Raw genomic sequence first — 24,827 nt, 5'->3', positions numbered from 1 at the left:
AAGTCGCGGCAACATGACAGGTTGCAGCGCCGATTCAACCGCCAAGGAAGATTGTCAGCTTTCGTGCGCAGCCTTCACCGCGGCACCCAGTTCCGCGATCAGCAGGTCCGCGTCCTCGACCCCGACCGAGACGCGAAAGAATCCTTCGGTGATGCCAAGCGCTGCCCGGCCTTCGGCGGTCAGGCCCCGATGCGACGACGACGGCGGATGCGACAGGGTCGTACCGATGTCGCCCAGCGTCGGGGCAAAAGCGATCTCGGGTGCGGCGCGGGTCAGCCGATTTGCCGCCTCGCGTCCGCCATGCAAGGCAAAGGACAGCATGTTGCCGCCCTGACCGCCCAGCAATGCCACGGCGCGGTTGTGGTCCGGGTGATCGTTCCGGGTCGGATACAGGACCTGCTTCACGCCCGGCATGTCGGCCAGCGCGTCGGCCAGTTTGCGCGCGTTGTCCTGCGCAGCGCGGTGGCGCAGATGGAACGAATGAAGCCCGCGTTCCGCCAGCCAGCAGTCGAAGGGGCTGGGGGTCAGGCCCCAGGTGACATTGGCGTCGTTCATGCGCCGCCGCAGGTCCGCATCCTGTGTGGCGACATAACCCAGCGTCGCGTCCGAATGGCCGGCCAGCAGCTTCGTCACGGAATGGACGACGATGTCGGCACCCCTCAACAGCGGCTGATACGCCGCGGGAGTCGTGAAGGTATTGTCGACCACCAGCAGGATGCCGCGCGCCTTTGCCAGCGCCACGATGCCTTCCATGTCGGCCACGCGGATGGTGGGGTTGGAGACGACCTCGACCAGAATCATCTTTGTTTTGGGGCGAAGTGCGGCTTCCATCGCTTTCGCGTCCGTCGGGTCGGCCAGCGAGGTTTCGATCCCGAAGCGTGGGAAATCCTGCGTCATCAGGCGCAGGGTGCGCCCGTAAAGCTGGTCGCCGCCCAGCACGTGATCGCCCGCATTCAGCAAGCCAAGGAACGCCGCACCGATGGCCGACATGCCTGACCCGGTGACGATGCCGCCGCCAGAGGCCGGATCGACCGCTTCCAGCATGTCGATCTTCTCGGCCAGCACCTGCGCGTTGGGATGCCCCTCGCGCGCGTAAGTATAGCCCGAGGCATCGGCATATTGCGCATCCAGCGCGTCCGGGTCCGGGCTGCTGTAGACGACAGAGGGTTGCAGCGGTGTCACGACCGGGCGCGATACGGAAGTCGGCCAGACCGTGCGGCGGACGAGGCTTGTCAGGGGCTTTTTCAACTCAGATCTCTTTCAGATCGCGCATGAACCGCGCGGCGTTTTCGCTGTAATGCAGGGCCGAGGCGCGCAGACCTTCGATCGCGGCCGCATCCAGCGGACGCACGACCTTGCCGGGCGCGCCGACGACCAGAGAGCCGTCCGGAATGACCTTGCCCTCGGTAATCAGGGCCCCCGCGCCGATCAGGCAGTTTTCGCCGATCACCGCGCCGTTCAACACCGTCGCACCCATGCCGATCAGGCTGTTTGCGCCGATGGTACAGCCGTGCAGCATCGCCTTGTGACCGATGGTGCAGCCCGCGTGGATCGTCAGCGGATAGCCCATGTCCGTGTGCAGCACGCAGTTTTCCTGAATGTTCGTGCCGGTGCCGACGCTGATCAGCTCGTTGTCGCCGCGCAGCGTCGCCCCGAACCAGATGCCGACACCGGGTTCCAGCCGGACACGGCCGATCACATGGGCACCGGGCGCGATCCACACGTCGTCTGCCACGTCGGGCGTCAGGTCTTTCAAGGCATAGATCGGCATGTCAGCGTTCCTCGAATTCGCGTTGCAGGGTGCGGACGTGGTCCAGCAAGTCGGGCTGTTGCGCGCGGCGCAGGCGTTCTGCGCTGATGATGGTGCGCAACTGCGCCTCGGTCGTGTCCAGATTGTCGTTCACGAGGACATAGTCGTAGCTGTCCCAATGGCTGATCTCGTCCCAGCTTTTCTGCATCCGTCGCGCGATGGTATCGGGCGCATCCTGCCCGCGTTCCACCAGCCGCCGGTGCAGTTCCGTGATCGACGGCGGCAGGATGAAGATCGACAGAACAGCGTCTTGCAGGTCGGAGTTGCTGATCTGCTGTGCGCCCTGCCAATCCACGTCGAACAGCACGTCGCGCCCCGCCTCGATGGCGTCCTGCACCGGGGCCTTGGGGCTGCCATAGTAGTTGTCGAAGACCCGCGCGTGTTCCAGCATGCCCCGGTCGTCCACCAGCTTGCGAAAGGCGGGTTCGGTGACGAAATGATAATCCGCGCCGTCCACTTCGCCGGGCCGGGCCGCGCGGGTCGTGGCCGAGACCGAGAACGACAGCGACGGGTCCCAGACCATCAACCGCTTGGCCAATGTCGATTTCCCTGCCCCGGACGGCGACGACAGGATGATCAGCAAACCGCGTCTGGACAAAGGCTTACTCCACGTTCTGAATCTGTTCGCGCATCTGGTCGACGACCAGTTTCAGCGCCAGACCGACCTGCGTCAGGTCCGTGTCCTGCGATTTCGCGCAGAGCGTGTTGACCTCGCGGTTGATCTCCTGCGCCAGAAAATCCAGCCGCCGGCCTGAAGGGCCGTCGTCCTCGACAATGTCCCAGGCTGCGGCGATATGGGCCTTCAGGCGGTCGATCTCTTCGGTCACGTCCTGCTTGACCGCCAGCACAGCCAATTCCTGCACCAGCCGCGCATCGTCGGCGGCGGTCACTTCCATGATCCGGGCATAGGCCTCGCGCACGGCCTGCCGGACCTTTGGCTGGCGAGCCTCTGACAGGCTCCTTGCCTGATCGATCAGGGCCTTCATCCGGTCCAGCTGGTCGGCGATGATGTGTTGGAGGGCTGACCCCTCGTGGGCGCGCATCGCGGTGAAGTCCGACAGCAGCGGCCCGATGTCGGTTGAAAGTGCGGCGATCAGTTCGGCATTGTCGACCGGACCCGGCGCCTGCCCCAGCACACCGCGCGCCGACAGCACGTCTGCGGCGGTCGGCTGCCCCAGTGTCACCCCGGCGGCAAAGGCGCGTTCCTGCACAAGGTCCAGTGCCCGCAGCACGCGGTCAAGCTGCGCCTCGTCGATGTCGAGGTCGGCGGCGTCGGACCTGCGCGTCAACCGCAGGCTGACGGTCACCGTCCCGCGGTGCAGCGCCTTGCCGAGCGCCGTCCGCAGGGTTTGGTCCAAGCGGTCCATGCCGTCGGGCAGTCGCGTGCGGATATCGAGGCCACGCCCGTTCACGCCGCGCATGTCCCAGTGCCAGCTGGCGGTGTCCGTCTGGCCGGTGCGGCTGGCGAAAGCCGTCATCGAATGGGTCATCGGCGTATCCCTGTCTGCATGCTCCCACCTAAGGGAAATTGCGTAGCAGGGGCAAGAGGTGCGCGGCGTGGGCGGCGGTATTAACCCCTTAAGACTTTCTTAAGTGATTTCGGATAAGTCAAAGTTTAATATTCTCTTAACGACAGCCCGAAACCGCGGGTCTGCCCGCCCGCTTGAAAGAGAGTGCCACCATGTTCAATGTCATCGACCTGCCCCGCGCCAAGCCCCCCCTGCACCGCCTGCCCGAGGCAGAGCGCGCCGTGCTGCGCCTGCTGGAGGAAGACTTGCGCCAGATGTGCAGCGGTAAGGAGATCCCGGCGCACGCGCAACTTGATCCTCACGCCCTGCACGATGCCTTGCCCCATGCGTTCCTGCTGCATCGCACGGCACCCGGTGCGGTGCGCATCCGGGTCGCAGGTCAGCGTCTGCACGACCTGCTGCGGATGGACCCGCGCGGCATGTCCTTCGGGTCGTTCTTTACCGTGGCCGCGCGTGATGCGGCCATGAACATCGTCGATACCGCCTTTGACGGGCCTGCCGTCGTCGGTCTGCCACTGACCGCCGCGCGGGGGCTGGGACGCAAGCCGATGCAGGCCGAATTGCTGTTGTTGCCGATGGTCGATGCGCAGGGTCAGGTCACGCGGATGATGGGCGCTCTCGTCGCCGCCGGTCCCTTGAACAACCGCACCTATCGCTTTGATATCGCGGGCGATGCTGTGCTGCGTCACGACAGCCTGAACCTGTCGTTTGCCGAACGTCGCGGCACCCGTGCCCGCCCGGTCCCGACAGAGTTCCCAAAACTTCGGCTGGTCGTCGACAACACCTGAGGCAGAGTTTCAGGGACGGCGCAGGACCCTGTCCATCGCCCAGCCCTTCGCCAATTCGTCCACCAGCTTGTCAAGGTAACGCACCTTTTGCGTCAGCGGTGTCGTGATCTGTTCGACCCGGACGCCGCAGATTGTGCCTGTGATCAGCGATGCGTCGGGGTTCAGCGTCGCCACGTCGAAAAAGGTGGCAAAGGTCGCCTTCTCGTCGCGTAATCGATCCAGCGCGAGATCGTCTAACCCGGTCAGCCAGCGGATCACCGCATCCAGCTCTGCCTTGCTGCGGCCCTTGCGTTCGACCTTGGCCAGATACATCGGATAGACCGTCGCAAAGGTCAGCGCGGCCATGCGGTCGTCGTGGGATGCCTTCGTCTTCATCGATGTCATGCCTGCCAACGGTTGCGTGACCGCAGGTTAGCACGAAAAAGGCACCCGCTCAGGGGTGCCTTTCCGGTCCGGATCGATGTGTGGGTTTCAGCTTGCCTTGGCTTCGGCCATCTTGTCACGCCGCGCGCCCAATGCCTCTGCCACGAGGAAGGCCAGTTCCAGCGACTGGCTGGCGTTCAGGCGCGGATCGCAGGCGGTGTGGTAGCGGTCGGACAGGTCCTCGTCCGTCACGGCGCGCACGCCGCCGGTGCATTCGGTCACGTCCTTGCCCGTCATCTCGAAATGCACGCCGCCGGGGATCGTCCCCTCGGCGTTGTGGATGTCGAAGAATTCGCGCACTTCGCGCAGAACCGACTCGAAGGGCCGCGTCTTGTAGCCGGACGACGACTTGATCGTGTTGCCGTGCATCGGATCGCAGGACCAAACGACTTTGGCACCCTCTTCCTCGACGGCCTTGATCAGGCGTGGCAGATGATCGCCGACCTGTCCCGCGCCGAAACGCGCGATCAGCGTCAGGCGACCCGCCTCGTTGTCAGGGTTCAAGGACGCCATCAGCGCCTTGAGGTGACCAGAGGTCATGCTCGGCCCGCATTTCAGGCCGATGGGGTTCATCACGCCCTTGCAGTATTCCACATGCGCGCCGTCGGGCTGGCGCGTACGGTCGCCGATCCAGATCATGTGACCCGACCCGGCCAGCCACTTGCCAGAGGTCGAATCGACGCGGGTCAGCGCCTCTTCATATTCCAGCAGCAGCGCCTCGTGCGAGGTGTAGAATTCGACCGTCTGCAGTTCGTGGTTCGTCTCGGTCGAAAGGCCGGCAGCTTCCATGAAATCCAGCGTGTCGCTGATCCGGTTGGCCAGATCGCGATATTTCTCGGCTTCGGGCTTGTCGGTGAACCCCAGCGTCCAAGCATGGACCTTGTGGACGTCCGCATAACCGCCCGTCGAAAACGCGCGCAGAAGGTTCAAGGAGGCAGCAGCCTGAAGGTAAGCCTGCAGCATGCGTGCGGGATCGGGCATGCGGCTTTCGGGGGTGAAATCGAAGCCGTTGATGATGTCGCCCCGGTAGCTGGGCAGTTCCTGCCCGTTCACGACTTCTGTCGGGGTCGAGCGCGGCTTGGCCATCTGCCCCGCCATCCGCCCAAGTTTCACCACCGGCACCTTGGCCCCGTAAGTCAGGACCATCGCCATCTGCAACATCACCTTGAAGGTGTCGCGGATGCCGTCGGCGCTGAATTCGGCAAAGCTTTCGGCGCAATCGCCGCCTTGCAGCAGGAACGCCTCGCCCCGGCTGACCTTGGCCAGGTGCGATTTCAGACGCCGTGCCTCACCGGCAAACACAAGCGGGGGATAGCTGGACAGCTTCGCTTCGACGGCCTGCGAGGCAGCAGCGTCGGTATAGTCGGGCATCTGGACGCGTGGCTTGCTGCGCCAGTCCGATTTCTTCCAGTCCTTCATCGTGCCTCTCCCCTGGCGATCTTTCGCAATTCGAGCGGCGCTTATACCGCTAACGCGGGCGGGGGCCAATGGGGAATCGCAGGCGAAAAACGCCGCTTTCTGTCGCAAAACGTCAAAATTCGTGCGAATACCCCTTGTGGGGGGCAGAGTTTGTCGATTGGATTTTGCGAGGCACTTCGGGGACACCATGCAAGTCGCACCACAGATCATCGACGTCAAGCACGCGGGCAAGCCGCGCCGGTTCGTGTTCGTGCTGCTGGACCAGTTCACGATGCTTTGCTTCTCGGCTGCGATCGAAAGTCTGCGGATCGCCAACCGCACCGCCGGTCGCAAGCTTTATGACTGGACCATCCTCGGCGAAGGTGGCGAGTCCGCGACCTGTTCCAACGGCTGCACCTTCAAACTGGACAGCGACCTGATCGAGCTGGACCGCGACGATACCGTGATGCTGTGTGGCGGCATCGACATCGCCGACGCCACGACCCGCAAGGTCTTGAACTGGTTACGCCGCGAGGCGCGACGCGGCACGACGGTCGCCGGGCTGTGCACCGCCGGCTACACGATGGCCAGGGCCGGGCTGCTGACCGGCAGACGCGCGACGATCCACTGGGAAAATCAGGACAGCTTCATCGAGGAATTCGAGGATGTGAACCTGACGAAGTCGGTCTTCGTCATCGACGGCAACCGGATCACGACCGCCGGCGGCACTGCTTCCATCGATTTGATGCTGAAGATCATCGCCGACGACCACGGCGAAGACCTCGCAAATGCGGTGGCCGATATCCTGATCTATTCCGCGATCCGCACCGATCAGGACACGCAGCGCCTGTCCATTCCGACGCGCATCGGCGTGCGGCATCCGAAACTGTCCCGCGTGATCCAGTTGATGGAAAACAACATCGAAGACCCCATCAGCCCCGCCACTCTGGCCCATGACGTCGGCATGTCGACGCGACAGCTCGAACGACTGTTCCGCCGCTATCTGTCGCGCAGCCCGAAGCGGTATTACATGGAATTGCGGCTGTCCAAGGCGCGCAACCTGCTGATGCAGACGGACATGACGGTCATCAACGTCGCCCTTGCCTGTGGATTTGCCTCTCCATCGCATTTTTCCAAATGCTACCGGGCCCATTACGACACCACGCCCTACCGCGAACGCGGCACCCATGCGGCGCGTTTGTCCGTCTAGGTTGCAATGTCGCCGTTTCGCCCGCGAACCTTGCGTAAATCAGGCGAAAGGCCCCGCAATGGCTGCTTCACAATCCGGTTTCGCCTGTTAATCTGCCCGCCAGAACAATAACATCAACTGGGAGTTACGACATGAACAAACTGCTGCTGGCCACCGCCGCCACTGCCTTGATGACAGGCACGGCCTTTGCCGAATCCCACACCGGGGACATCAAGATCGGGATCGTGCTGGGCTTTACCGGCCCGCTGGAATCGATCACCCCCGCGATGGGTGCCGGTGCCGATCTGGCGATCAAGGAAGTGAACGACGCGGGCACATTGCTGGACGGTGCCGCCGTCAGCGCCGTCCGCGCCGATTCCACCTGCATCGACGCCGGTGCCGCGACAGCCGCAGCCGAAGGTCTGGTCACAGGCGACATGGTCAATGCGATCATGGGTGCTGACTGTTCCGGTGTGACCGGTGCCATCCTGCAGAACGTCGCGCGCCCGAACGGCATCGTGATGATTTCCCCCTCTGCCACCTCGCCCGCGCTGTCGACGGCAGAGGATGACGGCCTGTTCTTCCGCACCGCGCCGTCGGATGCCCGTCAGGGCGTCGTGATGACCGAAGTCCTGATGGACCGCGACATTCAGACCGTCGCCCTGACCTACACCAACAACGACTACGGCAAGGGTCTGGCCGACGCGTTCCAGGCTGCTTTCGAGGAAGCCGGCGGTACGGTGACGATTTCGGCCGCGCATGAAGACGGCAAGGGCGATTATTCGTCCGAAGTGGCGGCCCTGGCTGCCGCCGGCGGCGATGTGCTGGTCGTGGCCGGTTACACCGACCAGGGCGGCAAGGGCATCATCCAGAACGCCCTCGACACCGGTGCTTTCGATACCTTCGTCCTGCCCGACGGCATGGTCGGCCAGCAGCTTGTGGACGACATCGGCGCGGGCTTGAACGGGTCCTTCGGCCAGTTTCCCGGCACCGACAGCCAGGGTGCGGAACTTTTCCAGGCGATGGCGACCGAGGCCGGATTCGAAGGCACCGGTGCATTTGCACCGGAATCATACGACGCCGCCGCCTTGATCATGCTGTCGATGGAGGCCGCAAAATCGAACCAGTCGGCCGACTTCAAGGACCACGTCATGGACGTCGCCAACGCACCCGGCACCGAGATTTTTCCGGGTGAACTGGCAAAGGCCATCGAACTTCTGAAGGCCGGCGAAGACATCGATTATGTCGGTGCCACCGCCGTCGAGCTGATCGGTGCAGGCGAATCCGCCGGCAACTACCGCGAGATCGAGATCAAGGACGGTGTCATCGAGACGGTGAACTTCCGCTAAACGCGATCTGAACGGCGCGGGGCAAACCCCGCGCTGTTTCAATAATTTACGGCGCACTCTAAATGTGCCGGACGGGGACGCCATGATAGTCGTTGAGAATCTGGTGAAGACCTTTGGTGGTTTTCATGCCGTGGACGGTGCAAGCCTGACGATTCAGGAAGGATCGATCACGGGGCTCATCGGTCCGAACGGTGCTGGAAAAACGACACTTTTCAATGTGATCGCCGGCGTTCTTCAACCGACTTCCGGCCGTGTGACAATGCAAGGTCAAGACATTACTGGTCTGCCGCCGCATGACCTGTTCCATCGCGGCCTGCTGCGCACCTTCCAGATCGCGCACGAATTCCCCTCCATGACCTGCCGCGAGAACCTGATGATGGTCCCCGCCGCCCAGTCGGGCGAGACCCTGTGGAACACCTGGTTCGGCCGCAAGCGCATCGCCGACGAGGAACGTGCCCTGCGTGCCAAGGCCGACGAGGTGCTGGACTTCCTGACGGTCAGTCACCTTGCAGACCACAAGGCGGGCCAGATTTCCGGCGGACAGAAAAAGCTGCTGGAACTGGGGCGGACCATGATGGTGGACGCCAGGATCGTGTTCCTCGACGAGGTCGGTGCCGGCGTCAACCGCACCCTGCTGAACACCATCGGCGACGCGATCCTGCGGCTGAACAAAGAACGCGGCTATACCTTCGTCGTGATCGAACACGACATGGATTTCATCGGTCGGCTTTGCGATCCGGTCATCTGCATGGCCGAAGGCCGTGTGTTGGCCCAAGGCACCCTGGCCGAGATCAAGGCCAACGAGCAGGTGATCGAAGCCTATCTCGGCACCGGTTTGAAGAACAAGGATCAGGTGGCAAGCGCATGAGATTGCAGCGATTGTCGCAGGCGGTGTCAGGGGGCTGTCTGCCCCCTCTGCGCTGGCGCGCATTCACCCCCGAGAGTTTAACCGGCCAGATGAAAATGAACGACAGAAGGGCCGTGCATGTCTGACAACCCTTATCAGGATGATCGCGGCAATAAAGACCGGTCGATCACGAAGGCCGGCGGCGGCACGGCGCAACCGGTGAGGCGCGGTGCGTCCAGTCCTGCCCCCGGCACCCCCTTTCTGATCGGCGACGCCATGACCGGCGGCTATGGCAAGGGTCCTGATATTCTGCATGCCTGCACCATCGCGGTGGAGCCCGGCGAGATTGCCGTCATCGTCGGCCCGAACGGCGCTGGCAAGTCGACGGCCATGAAGGCGATGTTCGGCATGCTCGACGTGCGGTCCGGACATGTGATGCTGGACGGTGAGGACATCACGACCCTGTCGCCGCAGCAGCGGGTGGTCAAAGGCATGGGGTTCGTGCCGCAGACGCACAACATCTTCACCGCCATGACGGTGGAGGAAAACCTCGAAATGGGGGCCTTCATCCGCCGCGACGATTTCCGGGACACGATGGCGCAGATCTATGACCTGTTCCCGATCCTGAAGGAGAAACGGTTGCAGCCCGCAGGCGAACTCTCTGGCGGGCAGCGTCAGCAGGTCGCCGTGGGTCGCGCGCTGATGACCAAGCCCAAGGTCCTGATGCTGGACGAGCCGACCGCTGGCGTCAGCCCCATCGTGATGGACGAGCTGTTTGACCGCATCATCGAGGTCGCCCGTACCGGCATCCCGATCCTGATGGTGGAACAGAACGCCCGGCAAGCGCTTGAAATTGCAGATAAGGCTTATGTTCTTGTGCAGGGTGTCAATGCCCATACTGGGACTGGCAAGGAGCTGTTGGCAGACCCCGAAGTCCGCCGCAGCTTTCTGGGGGGATGACGATGCGCACCAAGACAATCGGGGACGCGACATGGAATTTCTGAACGGTCTGGTCTTCCTGACCAACTTCGTCATCGTACCGGCCTTGGCCTATGGCGCGCAGTTGGCCATCGGGGCGCTGGGCGTCACGCTTGTCTACGCGATCCTGCGCTTTTCCAACTTCGCGCACGGCGACACGATGGCCTTCGGCACGGCGGTCACGATCAAGGTGACGGCCGTGCTGGTGGCGCTTGGCGTCAGCCTCGGGCCGTTGCCGACCGCTTTGCTGGCGCTGCCCGTCGGCATCCTGGCCACCGGGATGCTGCTGCTGGGGACCGACTGGTTGATCTACAAGTTCTACCGCGTGCAGAAGGCCAAGCCGGTGATCCTCGTGATCGTGAGCCTTGGCGTGATGTTCGTCCTGAACGGCCTGACCCGCGTGTTCATCGGCGTACGCGACATCCAGTTCGCGGACGGCGCACGGTTCGTCATGACGGTGCAGCAATTCAAGGACTGGACCGGCCTTGACGAAGGGCTGGCGATCCGCACGACGCAGGCGATCACCTTGGTGACGGCGGCGATCACCGTCGCCGTGCTGTTCTGGTTCCTGAACAAGACCCGTACAGGCAAGTCGATGCGCGCGTTCTCTGACAACGAAGACCTAGCCCTGCTGTCCGGCATCGATCCGGACCGCGTGGTGCGCGTCACATGGCTGATCGTGGCGGCGCTGGCGACCATCGCGGGCGTGCTTTACGGTTTGGACAAATCCTTCAAGGCTTTCACATACTTCCAGCTGCTTCTTCCCATATTCGCGGCCGCCATCGTTGGCGGAATCGGCAATCCGGTCGGCGCCATCGCCGGCGGATTCCTGATCGCTTTCGCCGAGGTCACCGTGACTTATCCGCTGAAGAAGGTGCTGACCTACTGGTTGCCAGACGGCATGGGGCCGGAGGGCCTCGTGCAATTGCTGTCCGGTGACTACAAGTTCGCCGTCAGCTTCATGATTTTGCTGATCGTGCTGCTGTTCCGACCGACTGGCCTGTTCAAGGGGCAAAGCATATGACCGACCGCCTGCGCACCGGCCTGTTCGCGGGTCTTGTCGCCCTGCTGATCCTCGGCACCGGGTTTCTGGACAACTGGAACCTCGCGCTGATCATCCTGAACTACGGCCTGATCTCGGCGATCATGGCGTTGGGAGTGAACCTGCAATGGGGCCTCGCTGGACTGTTCAATGTCGGCATCATGGGGTTCGTTGCCCTGGGCGGGCTCGCCTCCGTCCTGTTGTCGATGCCGCCGGTCCGAGAGGCCTGGGCGGTCGGTGGCGGGCGCACGCTGCTGGGGCTCGCGCTTGGGGCCGTCGTGATCCTGGCACTGGGGGCGGTTTACCGGCGCATGACAAAGGGCCGGGCTCGCAACATCGTCATGCTTGTCCTAACGATCGCTGGATTCTTTGCATATCGCGCGGTCTTTGACGGGGGTGTGATGGCAATCGAAGCGGTCAACCCCGCCTCTGCCGGCTATCTTGGCGGCGTGAATCTGGGCGGTGACGCCGGGCGCGACTGGTGGTGGATGCCGATCATCGGCTGGCCTGTGGGCGGTCTGCTGGCGGCCGGGGCCGCATGGGCCATCGGCAAGGTGGCGCTGGGGCTGCGCAGCGACTACCTTGCGATCGCTACGCTGGGCATTGCGGAAATCATTATTGCAGTTCTCAAGAACGAGAACTGGCTGTCGCGCGGCGTGCAGAACGTCACCGGCCTGCCCCGCCCCGTTCCCTATGAGACGGATCTGCAAGCCGACCCCGCGTTCGTGCAGCGGGCCGCCGATGTCGGACTGGACCCGACGACGGCCTCGACCCTGTTCGTAAAACTGGCCTATGCGGGTCTGTTCGCCGTGTTCCTGATCGTGCTTCTGATTCTGGCACAGCGGGCGTTGCATTCGCCCTGGGGCCGAATGATGCGCGCGATCCGCGACAACGAGGTCGCCGCCGAGGCGATGGGCAAGGACGTGACGCGGCGCCACTTGCAGATCTTCATCATCGGCTCGGCGATCTGCGGACTTGCGGGTGCGATGATGACCACGCTGGACGGGCAACTGACGCCCGCGTCCTATCAGCCGCTGCGGTTCACCTTTCTGGTCTGGGTCATGGTGATCGTCGGCGGGTCCGGCAACAACATCGGTGCCGTGCTGGGCGGCATGCTGATCTGGTGGCTGTGGGTCGCAGTCGGTGAATACGGGCCGGGCCTGATGATCTGGGCCACGTCCGCCCTGGGTGAGGACAGCCAGCTCAAGGCCGATCTGGTCAATTCGGCGCCGCAGATGCGGTTCCTCGTGATGGGGACGGTTTTGCTGTTGATCCTGCGGTTCAGTCCACGCGGCATCTTGCCCGAAAAATAGACGTCGCGCGCTATCGCCTTGCGTTCCGGGGCGTCGCACCTATGACGGGTGCGACGCAACCGGCAGGGAACGCGACAAAATGAACATGGCCAGCACCTTCATCAAGCCGATGCACCCGGAAGGGCGACGCTTCGTCGCGATTTTCACCGCGATCACGGTCGTGCTGTTCCTGATCTGGGACCCATTGGGCTGGCTGGGTGTCTTGCTGACGGTCTGGTGCTACTATTTCTTTCGCGATCCGGAGCGTGTGACCCCGCAGCGACCCGACCTTGTCATCAGTCCCGCCGACGGCATCGTATCGCTGATCGAACCTGCTGTTCCCCCGGCAGAGCTGGGCATGGCCGATACGCCGCTCACTCGCGTCAGCGTCTTCATGAACGTGTTCAACTGCCATGTGAACCGCGCGCCGGTCGGCGGCACAGTGGCGGCCATTGCCTATCGGCCCGGCAAGTTCCTGAATGCCTCGATGGACAAGGCAAGCGTCGATAACGAACGCAATTCCCTGCGGATCAGGGTGGCTGACGGGCGCGATGTGGCTGTCGTGCAGATCGCAGGTCTTGTGGCGCGCCGCATCGTCTGCTTCGTCAAGCCGGAGGCGACGCTGGCGACGGGTGAACGTTTCGGACTGATCCGCTTCGGATCGCGCCTCGATGTCTATCTGCCCGAGGGTGTGTCTCCACTGGTTGCGATCGGCCAGACGATGGTCGCAGGCGAGACGGTCATCGCGGACTTGAAAGGCTAGGTCATGGCCCAGCCTCCCCGCCGTGACGTCGCGCTGTTGCAGCTTCTGCCCAATGCACTGACGATCACTGCCATCGGCGCGGGGCTGTCGGCGATCCGGGCCGCGGTCGAGCAGGATTTCAAGACCGCCGCCCTGCTGATCCTGTTCGCGGCGCTTCTGGACGGGATCGACGGGCGCGTTGCCCGGATGTTGGGCAGCCATTCCAAGGTCGGCGCGGAACTCGACAGTCTCGCGGATTTCGTGAACTTCGGCGTCGCAGCCCCACTCATGCTCTATTTCTGGGCGTTGCAGGATTACCGCAAGATCGGCTGGATCGCGGTGCTGGTCTTTGCCGTCTGCTGCGTGCTGCGCCTTGCGCGGTTCAATGTCGATGCAAAGTCGGATATGCCCGGCCCCAAGGCGGACCATTTCGTCGGCGTGCCGTCGCCCGCCGGGGCGATGCTGGTCCTTCTTCCCATGTTCACCTCTTTCGCCTTTGCCGATGCATCATTGCTGCCGGACCCGATCCTGTGCCTTTACATGACGGGGATCGGCCTGCTGATGATCAGCGGAATCAAGACATCTTCCTTCAAGTCGGCCCGCATCGCACCCGGCTATGTACGTTATGTCCTGCTGGGGGTGGTCGTCTTGATCGCCGCCGTTCTCACGTATCCGTGGATCACTTTGGTTGCCCTGTGCGTTGCCTATATCGTTGCAGTTGTATGGAGCGCCCTGCGCCGCAAGTCCTGACCGGAAGGATCGATGCCTTGGAAATCTCTGCCGTCGCAAAAAGCTATGCCCGCTGGGCACCGATCTATGACCAGACGTTCGGGGCCATCACCCGCATCGCGCGGCGGCGCACGGTCGACCACATCCTGGACCGCGGGGGCGACGTGCTGGAGGTCGGGGTCGGCACTGGCCTAGCCCTACCGCTGTATGACGACCGGGTCCGCGTCACCGGCATCGATTACAACGACGACATGCTGGCCAAGGCCCGCAAGCGCGTGGCCGAGGAACGACTGAACCACGTCGCGGCGCTGCGCCAAATGGATGCGCGGCACCTCGACTTTCCCGACGATCATTTCGACACCGTGGCGGCGATGCATGTCCTGTCCGTGGTGCCGGACCCGGGGCGGGTGATGCAGGAGATCGCCCGCGTCTGCAAACCCGGCGGGCAGGTCGTCATCGCCAACCACTTTCAGCGGGACGACGGGTTTCTGGCAAAGGTCGAACGCATCGCCGCCCCGCTGGAAAACCTGTTGGGTTGGCATTCGGACTTTCCGATCGCAACCGTGCTGGCCGATGACCGGCTGAAACTGGTCGAGGAATCCAGCTTGCCGCCTTTCGGAATGATGACGTTCCTCGTTCTGCAAAAGCGGTGATGCCTCTTGCCACAGACAGGTGCTGCGCCTATCTGTAAGTTGTCCTTCGGGACTATGGACATAAACGCGCTCGTAATAAGCGGATCGGACCCGGGGGCGGTACCCGGCGTCTCCACCAACATTCTGGTCATTTGCCAGCGATGGGGACGAAACAGGATCGACGAACGTCTAAAGGGGTAATGCTTTGTCCCGGTGAGTTACCACCGTTATCGGTACAAAAAAGCTAGTTGCAAATGACAACAAAGCACCGATGGCCCTCGCAGCGTAAGCTGTGCGGAATATCGAAACCTTAAGTCCTTAGGTTTTGCGACCTAAGGCGGGGTCCGCAGGTACCTGGCAACAGAAACCTGCACCTTTCCCCCACTTGCCTGCCATTTCGTTCTCGCCCAGACTGCGGTCATGTGGCGGGCCCTGATCTTTGCGGTTTTTCCCTTTCAGGTCATCGCCTGCGACGTGGCCCTCATGCTGACCATCGACGTGTCGAATTCCGTCGATCCGGTCGAATATCGCCTTCAGACCGACGGCTTGGCCGATGCATTGGCCGATCCCGCAATCATCGACGCGATGGTAGCGGGGGCTGCCGCGATCAGCGTCGTGCAATGGTCCGGCATCGACCGCCAGTCCGTCACGGTGCCCTGGACCCGCATCCGGACCGCGGTGGACGTCGCGCGCCTGTCGGACACGGCCCGCCTTATGCCACGCGCCTACACCCTGTCCGGGACGGCACCCGCCGAGGCGCTGCTGTTCTCTCTGGCGAATTTCGGGCCCGTCGCCGACTGCAAGCGGCGGTTGATCGACATCTCGGGCGACGGCACACCCAACACCGGCAGCGACGTCGCCGCCGCCCGCCAGCAGGCGCAACGTGACGGGATCACCATCAACGCCATCGCCATCGAATCGATGGGCCTTGCGATCACGAATTTCTACACGCGCCGGGTCATCACGCGCGACGGTTTCGTCGTGACGGCCCAGCGTCATCGCGATTATCCCCGCGCGATCCGGGCCAAGATCCTGCGGGAACTGTCCCGACCCATCGGCTGACAGCAGACCCTTTCATCCCGCCGCAATTTGGGTATGGTGCGCCCTAGGCCACGAAGGAAGACCCGTCATGTCGCGCACCATAGACTATGGAAACCTCATGCATCGCGCCATGCGAAGCCTGATCCAGAACGTCTTGTCCGACATTCAAAAGACTGGCCAACTGCCTGGCGCGCATCACTTTTTCATCACGTTCGATACCCAGCACCCCGATGTCGAAATCGCCGATTGGCTGTCCGACCGCTATCCGGGAGAGATGACGATCGTGATCCAGCACTGGTTCGACAATCTGGTGGTCACGGACGAAGGCTTTTCGGTCACGCTGAATTTCGGCAATGCGCCAGAGCCGCTGTACATCCCCTACGATTCCATCAAGACCTTCGTCGATCCCTCCGTCGAATTCGGCTTGCGGTTCGAAACCCAGCCCGACTCGGATGACGAGGAAGAAGCGCCGATGGACGAGATGGTCGAACCCGAGGATGAGGCGCCCCGCAAGGACGCCGAGGTCGTGAGCCTCGACAAATTCCGCAAGTAAGCGGCCCCAAAAACAACTATCCGGGACATAGTCATGACCGAACAACGCAGTGAATCCGACAGCTTCGGACCCATCGACGTGCCCGCCGACCGTTACTGGGGCGCGCAGACCCAGCGGAGTCTGGAAAACTTCCCCATCGGCTGGGAAAAACAGCCGGTCGCCATCGTGCGCGGCCTTGGCGTCATCAAGCAGGCCTGCGCCACAGCCAACATGGCGCGCGGCAAGCTGGACGACAGGCTGGGCAATGCCATCGTCGCCGCAGCGCAAGAGGTCGTGGCAGGCAAGCTTGATGATCATTTCCCGCTGGTCGTCTGGCAGACAGGCTCTGGCACCCAATCGAACATGAACGCGAACGAGGTGATCTCCAACCGCGCGATCGAGATGATGGGCGGCACGATCGGGTCCAAGGACCCGGTGCATCCCAACGATCATGTCAACATGGGCCAGTCCTCCAACGACACCTTTCCGACCGCGATGCACATCGCCGTCGCCCGGACCGCCCATGACGTGACGATCCCGGGGCTCGAACACCTGCACGCCGCCTTGCAGGCCAAGGTCGAAGAGTTCGACGACATCATCAAGATAGGCCGCACCCATACCATGGACGCGACGCCGCTGACGCTGGGGCAGGAGTTTTCCGGCTACACCCATCAGGTCGCGATGGGCCTGCGTCGCATCAAGGCCGCTCTGCCCGCGATCTACGAACTGGCGCAGGGTGGCACCGCCGTCGGCACCGGGCTGAACACGCCGAAGGGCTGGAGCGAGACCGTGGCCGCCGAAATCGCGGATATCACCGGCCTGCCCTTCGTCACCGCCCCCAACAAGTTCGAGGCCCTGGCCGCGCACGACGGGCTGGTCGAAATCTCGGGCGCGATCAAGACCGCCGCCATGTCAATCTACAAGATCGCCTGCGACATCCGGATGCTGGGTTCCGGTCCCCGCTGCGGTCTGGGCGAGTTGATCCTGCCCGAAAACGAGCCGGGGTCGTCGATCATGCCGGGCAAGGTGAACCCGACTCAGGTCGAGGCGATCACGCAGGTCTGCGCGCATATCATGGGCAACGACGCTGCCGTTGGTTTCGCAGGCTCACAAGGTCATTTCGAGCTGAATGTGATGAAACCCATGATGGCCTACAACGTGCTGCAGTCGCTGCAACTTCTGGGTGATGCGGCCATGGCCTTCACCGACAACTGCGTCGTGGGGATCAAAGCCGACCGCACGCGGATCGAAAAGCTGATGCGCGAAAGCCTGATGCTGGTGACGGCACTGGCCCCGACCATCGGCTACGACAACGCCACCACGGTCGCCAAGACCGCACACAAGAACGGCACGACGCTAAAGGAGGAAGCCATTGCACTGGGCTTCGTCGATGCGGAAACCTTTGATCGGGTCGTCCGTCCCGAAGACATGATCGGTCCGAAATGACCGACGCGACGACGATCAACCTGAACAAGGTGCGCAAGGCCCGCGACCGCACGCAGGACAAGGCGCAGGCCGATGCCAATGCTGCAAAGTTCGGCCGCAGCAAGGCCGAACGCCTTCTGGACGCGGCGCGTGTCGACAAGGCGAAGACCGCGCTGGATCAGGGCAAATTCGAGGAATGATGCCGCCTGTGCCCGCGCGTCCGGTGAAGCATTCGCTGACCCTGCGCGGGCACCGCACCTCTGTTTCGTTGGAGGACGCCTTTTGGCAGGCGTTTCGCGCGATGGCGGACCGGGACGGCGTGACGATCAATGCGCTCGCCGCGCGGATCGATGCAGAGCGTGGCGATGTCGGCCTTGCCTCTGCCATTCGTGTTCACGTCCTGCGCGACGCGCAGCAACATCGATCCAACGAATAACGCTTGTAATCGCGTGCGATCAATAGCTTGCGAGGCATCGCAAATGGCGTGATGCCGGATCAACAGGAGATTGACCGCGATTGACGATGTTCGATCCGCAACCACATGCCCTGCGCCGTTCGCACGGTCAGATGCGCCACCGGCATCGGCGCGCGGTCCGGCACCAGATCGAAGCGGTAGGCGGACAGTAGTTGCGCCAGCAACACGGCTCCTTCGATCATCGCGAAACCGGCCCCGGTGCAGACGCGGGGTCCGGCAGAAAACGGGATATAGGCCGTGCGCTGCCCTGTCTTGCCGTTCTCGGTCTGCCAGCGGGCGGGATCAAACGCATCCGGATCGTCCCAGATCCGCGTATGACGATGCAGATGCCACGGCGACAACACGACCTGCGCACCGGGGGTGACATTGCGGTCCCGAAATATCTCGGGCTTCACAGTCTGGCGGACCATCATCGGAACCGGGGGATAAAGCCTCAGGCTTTCGCGGAACACATCGCGCGTCACCTTCAGCGTCGACAGCCCCGAAAAACTGCCATCCCAGGTTCGCGCCTCGGCGGCCACGCGATCCTGCCAGTCCGGGTGCATCGCCAGCAGATACAGCGTCCAGGCCAAAGCCGCAGCGCTCGTCTCGTGGCCTGCAAGAAAGAAGATCGCGACCTGATCGACCATCTGCGGCACGTCGAATGTCAGTCCGGTGTCCGGGTCGGCGGTCGTCATGATCTTCGTGGCCAAGTCGTCGGGGGCGGTGCCCGCCTCGATCTGCGCAAGTCTGCGGGCCGTCATTTCAGTGATCAACGCCCGAATCGTGCGTGCCGCAGCCCGTGTGTCGCGGCGGAAAAAACGCGGCATCCAGCGCGGTCCGGGAATGAAAGCGGCGAGGTTCAGGATCGGTTGGGTGCGCTGGTAGGCGCGAAAGGCGTCAAAGACCTGTGCCGCGATCAGGTTCTCGATCGGGACCGAGAACAGCGTGCGAAAGATCACATCGGCGGCGGCATGGCTGGTTTCGGGTTCGATATCCCGTGCAGTGCCGTCTGCAAGCGGGGCGAGGCGCGCCACGGCGGCGTCACCGGCGGCCTTGATCGCCGGAAAGGTGTCGCGCAACCGACCGCCCGCAAAGGCGGGGTCGATGATGCGGCGCTGCTGCTTCCACAGATCGCCGTTGGTCAGAAACACGGACTCTCCCAGCAGCGGCCGCAGACCTGCACCGATGCGATCGGATTTCGGAAAGTCGTCGGGCCGGTCTTTCAGGACGCGGGCGATCAGATCGGGGTCGTTGATCATGTAGCTGCGAAAGAACGGCGTGCGAAATTCCGCCATCCATGCGCGGTAAAGCTTGGCCGGTTGCGCCGACAGGATGTCAGCGCGGAACAGCCGCAGATACCGCCAGAGAGAGACCCTGTCCGGGCGGGCCGGCGGTTTGGCCGGGATCATGCGGCCATGTCAGTGTATTTGGACGCGGCCACATCGATGCGCGACGCGGATGGCGCGCGGCCGCGGTAGCGGTCGCCCAACGTCAGCGGACCTGCCGTGATCTGGAAATAGTCGTAGTCGCCCGGCCGGTCAAACGCGCAAAGGTACTGAAAATGCAGACGAAAGAACTTCCACCGCAGGGCGTTCCACCGTTCGGGCGACAGCGTCTGCGTGAAGGCTGCCGAGATCACGAGGGGCCAACGCTTGTTCGCCGGCTCGACACCCGAAACGCTGACAGGATCGCACAGCGCAAAGGCACAGCCGTCACCCGGCGCGCTCACGTCGACCCACGGCATCTTTTGTTGAGACAGGAAATGAAGATCGCGGCGCAAGCGACTGGCATCCTTCAGGAATGAGACCATGGGCACGACCTGCCCCAGAGACAGGAAGGACAGCGATGGTCCAGTGGCGGGCACCCGTCCATCGCGGTGCAGATCGGCCAGGATCGACACGCCAAGATGCGCACCCGACGAATGGCCGACGACCAGCACCTCGTCCAAGTCTTGCGACAACGCTGTGGCGACGCGGTCGGCGAATTCGGCCATCCGCGTTTCCAATGCGGCTGGATTTGCTCCGTTCCAGCGGGCCGCGTAGGCGTAGTCGTGCATCAGGTAATAAGCGAAGAACCTGCCGTCCTTCTTCTTGAACCAGCGCAGCGTTGCAACGATGGCTGCGGCCCAGATCCCCCAGGACAGCAGCGCGAGGACCATGCGCACCCTCCCTGTCGCCGGGATCAGCCCCAGGACGCCGGCTGCAAGTGATCCCAGCAGCAGCGCCACCAGCAGTTGCAGCAACAGCATGCCCACCGGGTAGAGAGCGGCAATCACCGGCCCCTTTCGCAACCACATCATGCGCCGCAGCGCACCGCTGGCAATGTAGGTCCATGCGGTGCGGACAAGCTGCCAGTAGGTCGCCGGAACCGACCCCGACATGCTGTCGCGCACGATGTCGGACCAGACGAGGACGTCGATCTGCGCCGCGACCTCTGCCCCGCCGATCACCGCATCGACGGTCCAGCCATAGGTCTTGCCGCGCGGCTTCGGGCATAGCGTCAGGACGTAGCCGCTGATCTGCGCCTGCGCTGCACCTTCCGTCCGGTAAAGCTCGCGGTAGCGGCGGGGATGAATCGGATCGTAGCCGGGGATGTAGAACACCCGCCGGCGCCGCACGGGCCGATGCTGAACCTGATCATCGCTCATGCGCGCACCCTAGCGGGCAATGGCGACGGAAATAAGCCGCTAACCGATCGCGCCGAGCGCCGGGAACCGTTCAAGCAGCCAGAAGCTGAAGGCGGTGAACTGACCCGTCACCATCATCAGTCCGACAGTCCAGAGCAGCAGGCCCGACGTGCGCTCGATCCGCGCCATGTGCCGCTTCATCCAGTTCATCGGACCGCGAAGGCGTGGAAAGAACGCGGCAACGGCGAGGAACGGCAGGCCCAGCCCGGCCGCATACATCGCCAGCAGGACGGTGCCGCGCCCGACATCACCCTCTGATGCCGCCAGCCCGAGGATCGTGCCCAGGATCGGGCCAAGGCACGGCGTCCATCCGAAGGCGAAGGCGAGGCCGAGGATATAGGCACCGAACGCGCCGCCGCCGTTGTCACCGGTCGCCAGTCGCGCTTCGCGGTCGAGAAAGCCGATCCGGAAGACACCGATGAAATGCGCCCCGAAGATCATCACGACGGTGCCCGCGATGGGCACGAACCAGCCCTGCCACTGCAGCAACGCGCGGCCCAGTGAGGAGAATGCCATGCCAAGCAGCAAGAATACCGTGGACAGGCCCAGCACAAACATGAAGGCCGCGACCATGACGCGCCGGCGTGCAGCCGCAGTTTCATCCAGCTCTGTCACCGACACGCCGCCCATGTAGGCCAGATAGGGCGGCACGATGGGCAGCACACAGGGCGACAGGAACGACAGCAATCCGGCGACAAGTGCAATCGCCATCGCGGGCAGCAGGCTCGCATCCATCAGGGCGACATTCTCGAACATGGGCACTCCTTGGTTTGGAAAAGGCATAGGCGATTGCACGGCAAGCGTCACGGCTTCATGCGTCACGAGGGCGTTTACAAACTGTCACATGCGGCCTAGCGATGGGCGATGGAACATGACGCCGACCTCGACGCCTCTGGTCTGCTGTGCCCCCTGCCCGTCCTGAAGGCGCGCAAGCGCCTGTCGGCGCTGGCCTCTGGTCAGGTCCTGCGGATGCGCGCGACAGACCCCGCCGCCGTCATCGACGTGCCGCATTTCTGTGCCGAGGCCGGGCATGACCTGCTGTCGGCATCGGACGAGGGCGAGGCGCAGATCTATCTCATCCGCAAGGGTTAAGGCCTCGTGCAGACGAAAAAGGCGGACCCGAAGGCCCGCCTTTTTATGTGTTCGCAGCGTCGATCAGCGACCGAGTGACCACCAGCCGCGCTTCTTCGGCTTTGCATCGTCTTCCGTTGCAGGTTCCGCGACATCGGCGGCCACAGGGGCGGATTTCACCTCTGGTGCGGCCTGTTCAGCGACGACCTCCGGTGCTGCGGGCTCCGGTGCTGCGGGCTCCGGTTCAACGGCTACGGGCATGGGCTCCGTTTCCGTTGTCGTATCGGCGGGAGCCTCGCGGGCGGCCTCGACGGTCGCTTGCGCTTCCGTCACGACAGCGGCGTCGTCAGCAGTCACAGCAGCCGGCTTCTTGGCCCGGCTGCGACGCGCGGGCTTCGGCTTCTCCTCGGTCGCCGCATCGCTTGCGACGGCCTCGACCTCGACCTTCGGCTTGCGCCGGGCCCGTGTGCGCTTCGGTGCTTCCTCTGTTGCGGAGGCCACCTCCTCAGCCGGGGCTTCGGGCACAAGCGCGGCCTCCGGCGCGTCAGCGTCGGCCTTCGGCTTGCGGCTCCGCGTCCGGGTGCGCTTGGGCTTCTCACCCTCCTCGGCCGGCGGAGCATCGGTCGTCACGGCGTCGTCGTCGAGATCGTCCGCATCGTCGTTCTGATCTGCGCCATCGGGCTGATCGCCGTTCTGATCGGCACCTTGACCGCCCTTCCGCCGCCGCCGCCGGCGCCGCTTCTTGCGGGGCTGGCCATCGGCATCGTCCTCGGTCGCGGCCCGCGCCTGCGGCTGGCGTTGGGTCGGGGCCTCTGCAACCGTCTCGGCCGCTTCCTCCTCGACCTCGTCGAAGACATGTTCATCGGCCTGATCCTGCGCGTCCAGCGTGGGGGCCACGAAAGGCAGCGCATCTGGCACCATGCGGGTCGCCGTCTTGAACTTGTCGATGGCGAAATCGGGCGACACCAGGGTGATGTCGCATTCGACGCGCACGGACATGCCGTAGCGCGCCTCGATCCCGGCCACATGCTCACGCTTGCCGTTCATCAGCACGTTCGCGATGGACACAGGGGCGCGCACCAGCACTTCCTTGCTGCGCGCACGCACGCCTTCTTCCTCGATCTGGCGCAGGATATTCAGAACCACGTTGTCGTCAGAGCGCAACAGGCCCGTGCCGTGGCAATGCGGGCAAGGTTGCGTCGTCGCCTCCAGCATGCCGGGGCGCAGACGCTGGCGCGACATTTCCAGCAGGCCAAAGCCCGAAATGCGGCCGACCTGGATACGCGCGCGGTCGGTCTTGAGCGCGTCCTTGAACCGCTTTTCCACCGCCACGTTGTTGCGGCGCTCGTCCATGTCGATGAAGTCGATCACGATCAGGCCGGCAAGGTCGCGCAGACGGGCCTGACGCGCCACCTCGTCGGCGGCCTCCAGGTTGGTCTTCAACGCGGTCTGCTCGATCGAGCCTTCCTTCGTTGCCCGGCCGGAGTTCACGTCGATCGCCACAAGCGCCTCGGTCACGCCGATGACGATGTAGCCGCCTGACGGCAGCTGCACCGCCGGGTTGAACATGCCCGACAGGTAGCTTTCACATTGATAGCGGGCGAACAGAGGCATCTGTTCGGCGTATTGCTTCACGTTCTTGGCGTGGGACGGCATGATCATCCGCATGAAGTCTTTCGCGTTGCGATAGCCTTCGGCACCGGCAACGATCACCTCGTCGATGTCCTTGGAATAGAGGTCGCGGATCGTCCGCTTGATCAGATCGCCCTCTTCGTAGATCCTGGCGGGCGCGATGGATTTCAGCGTCAGCTCGCGGATCTGTTCCCACATCCGTTGCAGGTATTCGTAATCGCGCTTGATCTCGTTGCGGGTCCGCTGCGAGCCTGCGGTGCGGATGATCAGACCGGCACCTTCAGGCACCAGCATCTCGCCCGCGATTTCCTTCAGCTTCTTGCGGTCGGCGATATTCGTGATCTTGCGGGAAATGCCGCCACCGCGCGCGGTGTTCGGCATCAGGACGCAATAGCGACCGGCCAGCGACAGATATGTCGTCAGCGCCGCACCCTTGTTGCCGCGTTCCTCTTTCACGACCTGCACCAGCATGATCTGGCGGACCTTCACGACTTCCTGGATCTTGTAGCGCTTGGGACGCGGCTTGCGCACGGGGCGCATGTCGTCGCTGTCGTCGGCGCTTTCGACCTGCTCGATCTCGTCGTCCTTCTCTGCGGCGGTCTGCGTCTCGGCTTCGTCCTGATCGTCGTCCGCCGCGGGTGTGTCGACCGGAGTTTCCTTCACCAGCTCCATCGGACTGGAGCCTTCCTCGTCGTCGAGGTCGATCATCTCCATGCCCGCGACGGCGCGCGTCGCGGTGGCGTCTTCGCCACTGGCGTCCGCGGCGCGGGTCCGGCTGCGACGGGTGCGGCGCACGCGGGGCTTGCCACTGTCGTCGCCCGCAGCCTCGGTTGCATCGTCCGCGTCATCGGCATCGTCGTCAGCCGTTTGGCTGGCGGCATAGGCCTTTTCCTCGGCGATCAGCGCCTGGCGGTCGGCGATCGGGATCTGGTAGTAATCGGGATGAATTTCCGAAAAGGCGAGGAAGCCATGGCGGTTGCCGCCGTAGTCCACGAAAGCGGCCTGCAACGACGGTTCGACCCGCGTGACCTTGGCCAGATAGATGTTCCCAGCAAGCTGACGCTTGAACTGGCTTTCGAAGTCAAATTCCTCGACCTTGTTTCCGTCGACCACGACAACGCGGGTTTCTTCCGCGTGGGTGGCATCGATAAGCATTTTCTTCATGATTTCCAATCGCATGGCGCGCGGAACAGGCCCCGGGGGGCGCGGATGTCCGGCTGTCATGTCTGAGTAGG

26 protein-coding genes and 1 other RNA gene are annotated in these 24,827 nt (G+C 63.5%); 17 read left to right on the top strand and 10 right to left on the bottom strand.

The features are described from left to right. Nucleotides 1–54: 54 nt before the first annotated feature. The 4 genes from ACOI1H_RS09825 to ACOI1H_RS09810 are packed head-to-tail and all read right to left on the bottom strand — an operon-like array spanning nucleotide 55 to nucleotide 3,300. Nucleotides 55–1,248: a trans-sulfuration enzyme family protein gene (locus tag ACOI1H_RS09825; RefSeq protein ID WP_422437044.1), complete on the bottom strand. Its 1,194-nt coding sequence runs from the start codon at nucleotides 1,246–1,248 to the stop codon at nucleotides 55–57. 1 nt (nucleotide 1,249) lies between these two features. Next, nucleotides 1,250–1,771: a gamma carbonic anhydrase family protein gene (locus ACOI1H_RS09820; protein WP_422437042.1), complete on the bottom strand. Its 522-nt coding sequence runs from the start codon at nucleotides 1,769–1,771 to the stop codon at nucleotides 1,250–1,252. 1 nt (nucleotide 1,772) lies between these two features. Continuing rightward, a complete protein-coding gene (gene gmk, locus ACOI1H_RS09815) occupies nucleotides 1,773–2,408 on the bottom strand; it encodes a guanylate kinase (RefSeq protein ID WP_422437041.1) in 636 nt (211 codons plus the stop codon). Between the two features lie 4 nt (nucleotides 2,409–2,412). Further along, nucleotides 2,413–3,300: a YicC/YloC family endoribonuclease gene (locus tag ACOI1H_RS09810; RefSeq protein ID WP_422437039.1), complete on the bottom strand. Its 888-nt coding sequence runs from the start codon at nucleotides 3,298–3,300 to the stop codon at nucleotides 2,413–2,415. 191 nt (nucleotides 3,301–3,491) lie between these two features. On the opposite strand from ACOI1H_RS09810, the gene ACOI1H_RS09805 reads away from it, so the two are divergent. After that, nucleotides 3,492–4,127: a PAS domain-containing protein gene (locus ACOI1H_RS09805; RefSeq protein WP_422437037.1), complete on the top strand. Its 636-nt coding sequence runs from the start codon at nucleotides 3,492–3,494 to the stop codon at nucleotides 4,125–4,127. A gap of 9 nt (nucleotides 4,128–4,136) precedes the next feature. Here ACOI1H_RS09805 and ACOI1H_RS09800 read toward each other — a convergent pair whose 3' ends face one another. Further along, on the bottom strand, nucleotides 4,137–4,502 hold the full coding sequence (locus tag ACOI1H_RS09800; RefSeq protein WP_422437035.1) for a DUF2200 domain-containing protein: 366 nt from the start codon (nucleotides 4,500–4,502) through the stop codon (nucleotides 4,137–4,139). 96 nt (nucleotides 4,503–4,598) lie between these two features. Further along, nucleotides 4,599–5,969, bottom strand: a complete 1,371-nt coding sequence (locus ACOI1H_RS09795; RefSeq protein WP_422437033.1) for a class II 3-deoxy-7-phosphoheptulonate synthase — start codon at nucleotides 5,967–5,969, stop codon at nucleotides 4,599–4,601. Nucleotides 5,970–6,156: 187 nt separating this feature from the next. On the opposite strand from ACOI1H_RS09795, the gene ACOI1H_RS09790 reads away from it, so the two are divergent. The 15 genes from ACOI1H_RS09790 to ACOI1H_RS09720 all read left to right on the top strand — a co-directional run bounded on the left by ACOI1H_RS09790 (nucleotide 6,157) and on the right by ACOI1H_RS09720 (nucleotide 18,182). After that, nucleotides 6,157–7,158 (top strand): GlxA family transcriptional regulator, encoded by a 1,002-nt coding sequence (locus tag ACOI1H_RS09790; protein WP_422437031.1) that lies wholly within the window; start codon nucleotides 6,157–6,159, stop codon nucleotides 7,156–7,158. 131 nt (nucleotides 7,159–7,289) lie between these two features. Next, a complete protein-coding gene (locus ACOI1H_RS09785; RefSeq protein ID WP_422437029.1) occupies nucleotides 7,290–8,486 on the top strand; it encodes an ABC transporter substrate-binding protein in 1,197 nt (398 codons plus the stop codon). A gap of 82 nt (nucleotides 8,487–8,568) precedes the next feature. Continuing rightward, nucleotides 8,569–9,354 carry an ABC transporter ATP-binding protein gene (locus tag ACOI1H_RS09780; RefSeq protein WP_422437028.1) on the top strand — a complete coding sequence of 262 codons (786 nt, stop codon included), beginning with the start codon at nucleotides 8,569–8,571 and terminating at the stop codon, nucleotides 9,352–9,354. Nucleotides 9,355–9,471: 117 nt separating this feature from the next. After that, entirely contained in the window at nucleotides 9,472–10,293 is an 822-nt protein-coding gene (locus ACOI1H_RS09775; protein ID WP_422437026.1) for an ABC transporter ATP-binding protein, read from the top strand. A 31-nt stretch (nucleotides 10,294–10,324) separates the two neighbouring features. Next, complete coding sequence (locus tag ACOI1H_RS09770) at nucleotides 10,325–11,335, top strand: branched-chain amino acid ABC transporter permease (protein WP_422437024.1); 1,011 nt, start codon at nucleotides 10,325–10,327, stop codon at nucleotides 11,333–11,335. Beyond that, nucleotides 11,332–12,666, top strand: coding sequence for a branched-chain amino acid ABC transporter permease (locus ACOI1H_RS09765; protein ID WP_422437023.1), 1,335 nt, complete (start codon nucleotides 11,332–11,334; stop codon nucleotides 12,664–12,666). Before ACOI1H_RS09770 ends, ACOI1H_RS09765 begins: the two co-directional genes overlap by 4 nt. Nucleotides 12,667–12,745: 79 nt before the next feature. Continuing rightward, nucleotides 12,746–13,408, top strand: coding sequence for a phosphatidylserine decarboxylase (locus tag ACOI1H_RS09760; protein ID WP_422437021.1), 663 nt, complete (start codon nucleotides 12,746–12,748; stop codon nucleotides 13,406–13,408). Between the two features lie 3 nt (nucleotides 13,409–13,411). Then, nucleotides 13,412–14,137, top strand: coding sequence for a CDP-diacylglycerol--serine O-phosphatidyltransferase (pssA, locus tag ACOI1H_RS09755; protein ID WP_422437020.1), 726 nt, complete (start codon nucleotides 13,412–13,414; stop codon nucleotides 14,135–14,137). Nucleotides 14,138–14,154: 17 nt separating this feature from the next. Continuing rightward, entirely contained in the window at nucleotides 14,155–14,769 is a 615-nt protein-coding gene (locus tag ACOI1H_RS09750; protein WP_422437019.1) for a class I SAM-dependent methyltransferase, read from the top strand. A gap of 2 nt (nucleotides 14,770–14,771) precedes the next feature. Continuing rightward, nucleotides 14,772–15,123, top strand: a transfer-messenger RNA (tmRNA) gene (gene ssrA / locus ACOI1H_RS09745). 45 nt (nucleotides 15,124–15,168) lie between these two features. Then, nucleotides 15,169–15,810 carry a DUF1194 domain-containing protein gene (locus ACOI1H_RS09740; RefSeq protein WP_422437017.1) on the top strand — a complete coding sequence of 214 codons (642 nt, stop codon included), beginning with the start codon at nucleotides 15,169–15,171 and terminating at the stop codon, nucleotides 15,808–15,810. Between the two features lie 67 nt (nucleotides 15,811–15,877). Then, nucleotides 15,878–16,342: an SspB family protein gene (locus ACOI1H_RS09735; protein ID WP_422437015.1), complete on the top strand. Its 465-nt coding sequence runs from the start codon at nucleotides 15,878–15,880 to the stop codon at nucleotides 16,340–16,342. Nucleotides 16,343–16,375: 33 nt separating this feature from the next. After that, nucleotides 16,376–17,767: a class II fumarate hydratase gene (gene fumC / locus ACOI1H_RS09730; protein WP_422437013.1), complete on the top strand. Its 1,392-nt coding sequence runs from the start codon at nucleotides 16,376–16,378 to the stop codon at nucleotides 17,765–17,767. Next, the gene (locus ACOI1H_RS09725; protein ID WP_422437012.1) at nucleotides 17,764–17,946 is read left to right on the top strand and encodes a DUF4169 family protein; all 183 of its coding nucleotides are present in this window, start codon (nucleotides 17,764–17,766) and stop codon (nucleotides 17,944–17,946) included. Before fumC ends, ACOI1H_RS09725 begins: the two co-directional genes overlap by 4 nt. An 8-nt stretch (nucleotides 17,947–17,954) precedes the next feature. After that, a complete protein-coding gene (locus ACOI1H_RS09720) occupies nucleotides 17,955–18,182 on the top strand; it encodes a ribbon-helix-helix domain-containing protein (protein ID WP_422437011.1) in 228 nt (75 codons plus the stop codon). A gap of 59 nt (nucleotides 18,183–18,241) precedes the next feature. On the opposite strand, the gene ACOI1H_RS09715 is transcribed toward ACOI1H_RS09720, so the two are convergent. From ACOI1H_RS09715 to ACOI1H_RS09705, 3 genes are read right to left on the bottom strand one after another with little or no spacing between them, the layout of a single operon-like run. Then, entirely contained in the window at nucleotides 18,242–19,612 is a 1,371-nt protein-coding gene (locus ACOI1H_RS09715) for a cytochrome P450 (protein ID WP_422437009.1), read from the bottom strand. Continuing rightward, on the bottom strand, nucleotides 19,609–20,850 hold the full coding sequence (locus ACOI1H_RS09710) for a hypothetical protein (protein WP_422437007.1): 1,242 nt from the start codon (nucleotides 20,848–20,850) through the stop codon (nucleotides 19,609–19,611). The genes ACOI1H_RS09715 and ACOI1H_RS09710 overlap by 4 nt, the downstream gene beginning before the upstream one ends. A 39-nt stretch (nucleotides 20,851–20,889) precedes the next feature. Continuing rightward, complete coding sequence (locus ACOI1H_RS09705) at nucleotides 20,890–21,645, bottom strand: cytochrome c biogenesis CcdA family protein (RefSeq protein WP_422437005.1); 756 nt, start codon at nucleotides 21,643–21,645, stop codon at nucleotides 20,890–20,892. A 108-nt stretch (nucleotides 21,646–21,753) separates the two neighbouring features. On the opposite strand from ACOI1H_RS09705, the gene ACOI1H_RS09700 reads away from it, so the two are divergent. Then, a complete protein-coding gene (locus ACOI1H_RS09700) occupies nucleotides 21,754–21,981 on the top strand; it encodes a sulfurtransferase TusA family protein (RefSeq protein WP_422437004.1) in 228 nt (75 codons plus the stop codon). A gap of 63 nt (nucleotides 21,982–22,044) precedes the next feature. On the opposite strand, the gene ACOI1H_RS09695 is transcribed toward ACOI1H_RS09700, so the two are convergent. Further along, nucleotides 22,045–24,759 carry an Rne/Rng family ribonuclease gene (locus tag ACOI1H_RS09695; protein WP_422437067.1) on the bottom strand — a complete coding sequence of 905 codons (2,715 nt, stop codon included), beginning with the start codon at nucleotides 24,757–24,759 and terminating at the stop codon, nucleotides 22,045–22,047. Nucleotides 24,760–24,827: the final 68 nt, after the last annotated feature.

The sequence above is a fragment of the Loktanella sp. DJP18 genome, from assembly GCF_049310965.1.
In the GTDB taxonomy this organism is placed as follows: domain Bacteria; phylum Pseudomonadota; class Alphaproteobacteria; order Rhodobacterales; family Rhodobacteraceae; genus Loktanella.
Note: the sequence above shows the minus strand (reverse complement) of the source record. Positions and strands in the feature narration are given on the sequence as shown.

Excerpts from the sequence above, each read along its gene's own strand:
- ACOI1H_RS09780 (WP_422437028.1), top strand. The coding sequence starts at position 8,569 with ATGATAGTCGTTGAGAATCTGGTGAAGACCTTTGGTGGTTTTCATGCC.
- ACOI1H_RS09700 (WP_422437004.1), top strand. The coding sequence starts at position 21,754 with ATGGAACATGACGCCGACCTCGACGCCTCTGGTCTGCTGTGCCCCCTG.
- ACOI1H_RS09705 (WP_422437005.1), bottom strand. The coding sequence starts at position 21,645 with ATGTTCGAGAATGTCGCCCTGATGGATGCGAGCCTGCTGCCCGCGATG.
- ACOI1H_RS09770 (WP_422437024.1), top strand. The coding sequence starts at position 10,325 with ATGGAATTTCTGAACGGTCTGGTCTTCCTGACCAACTTCGTCATCGTA.
- ACOI1H_RS09800 (WP_422437035.1), bottom strand. The coding sequence starts at position 4,502 with ATGAAGACGAAGGCATCCCACGACGACCGCATGGCCGCGCTGACCTTT.
- ACOI1H_RS09710 (WP_422437007.1), bottom strand. The coding sequence starts at position 20,850 with ATGAGCGATGATCAGGTTCAGCATCGGCCCGTGCGGCGCCGGCGGGTG.
- fumC (WP_422437013.1), top strand. The coding sequence starts at position 16,376 with ATGACCGAACAACGCAGTGAATCCGACAGCTTCGGACCCATCGACGTG.
- ACOI1H_RS09725 (WP_422437012.1), top strand. The coding sequence starts at position 17,764 with ATGACCGACGCGACGACGATCAACCTGAACAAGGTGCGCAAGGCCCGC.
- ACOI1H_RS09810 (WP_422437039.1), bottom strand. The coding sequence starts at position 3,300 with ATGACCCATTCGATGACGGCTTTCGCCAGCCGCACCGGCCAGACGGAC.
- ACOI1H_RS09740 (WP_422437017.1), top strand. The coding sequence starts at position 15,169 with ATGTGGCGGGCCCTGATCTTTGCGGTTTTTCCCTTTCAGGTCATCGCC.
- ACOI1H_RS09735 (WP_422437015.1), top strand. The coding sequence starts at position 15,878 with ATGTCGCGCACCATAGACTATGGAAACCTCATGCATCGCGCCATGCGA.
- ACOI1H_RS09775 (WP_422437026.1), top strand. The coding sequence starts at position 9,472 with ATGTCTGACAACCCTTATCAGGATGATCGCGGCAATAAAGACCGGTCG.
- ACOI1H_RS09715 (WP_422437009.1), bottom strand. The coding sequence starts at position 19,612 with ATGATCCCGGCCAAACCGCCGGCCCGCCCGGACAGGGTCTCTCTCTGG.
- ACOI1H_RS09795 (WP_422437033.1), bottom strand. The coding sequence starts at position 5,969 with ATGAAGGACTGGAAGAAATCGGACTGGCGCAGCAAGCCACGCGTCCAG.
- ACOI1H_RS09805 (WP_422437037.1), top strand. The coding sequence starts at position 3,492 with ATGTTCAATGTCATCGACCTGCCCCGCGCCAAGCCCCCCCTGCACCGC.
- pssA (WP_422437020.1), top strand. The coding sequence starts at position 13,412 with ATGGCCCAGCCTCCCCGCCGTGACGTCGCGCTGTTGCAGCTTCTGCCC.
- ACOI1H_RS09785 (WP_422437029.1), top strand. The coding sequence starts at position 7,290 with ATGAACAAACTGCTGCTGGCCACCGCCGCCACTGCCTTGATGACAGGC.
- ACOI1H_RS09760 (WP_422437021.1), top strand. The coding sequence starts at position 12,746 with ATGAACATGGCCAGCACCTTCATCAAGCCGATGCACCCGGAAGGGCGA.
- ACOI1H_RS09790 (WP_422437031.1), top strand. The coding sequence starts at position 6,157 with ATGCAAGTCGCACCACAGATCATCGACGTCAAGCACGCGGGCAAGCCG.
- ACOI1H_RS09820 (WP_422437042.1), bottom strand. The coding sequence starts at position 1,771 with ATGCCGATCTATGCCTTGAAAGACCTGACGCCCGACGTGGCAGACGAC.
- ACOI1H_RS09765 (WP_422437023.1), top strand. The coding sequence starts at position 11,332 with ATGACCGACCGCCTGCGCACCGGCCTGTTCGCGGGTCTTGTCGCCCTG.